The sequence below is a fragment of the Aeromonas bivalvium genome, from assembly GCF_000819765.1.
GTDB classification, from domain to species: domain Bacteria; phylum Pseudomonadota; class Gammaproteobacteria; order Enterobacterales; family Aeromonadaceae; genus Aeromonas; species Aeromonas bivalvium.
On sequence record NZ_CDBT01000007.1, the window covers coordinates 1080 to 1551 of the forward strand.

At 58.3% G+C, this 472-nt stretch carries 1 protein-coding gene; it reads left to right on the forward strand.

The features are described 5' to 3' along the window. Positions 1-447: GGDEF domain-containing protein (locus tag BN1119_RS20630; protein ID WP_167335451.1), on the forward strand; the 447-nt coding region annotated here is incomplete at its 5' end. Positions 448-472 lie beyond the last annotated feature (25 nt).

Below are 472 nucleotides of genomic sequence, written 5' to 3' on the forward strand. Positions count from 1 at the left end.
GAGCGGGATCCCCTCACCGAGCTCTACAACAAGCGCGCCATGATGAGTACCATCAACCGCGAGCTCAACGCCGCTATCCGCCGCAAGAGCTATCTCTCAGTCATCTACATCGACGTCAACAAGTTCAAGTTCATCAACGACACCTTCGGCCATGCCAAAGGAGACGAGGTGCTCCAGACCCTGGGGCAGGCCATCGCCGAGTCCTGCCGCAACACCGACTTCCCCTGCCGGATCGGCGGCGATGAGTTCTGCGTCATCCTGCCGGAAGCCAGCCGGGCGACGGCGCTGCACATCAGCGACCGCATTGAGGCCAGCTTCACCACCGCCTATCCCGAGTTCTCCATCAGCATAGGTATCAATGCCACCGGCAATGAAGAGTTTGTCAGCGTCAACGAGCTGATTGATGGCGCAGACAAAGCCATGTACGAAGCAAAACAGCAATCCTGACCCTGAACCCGCCCCACAAAAAATG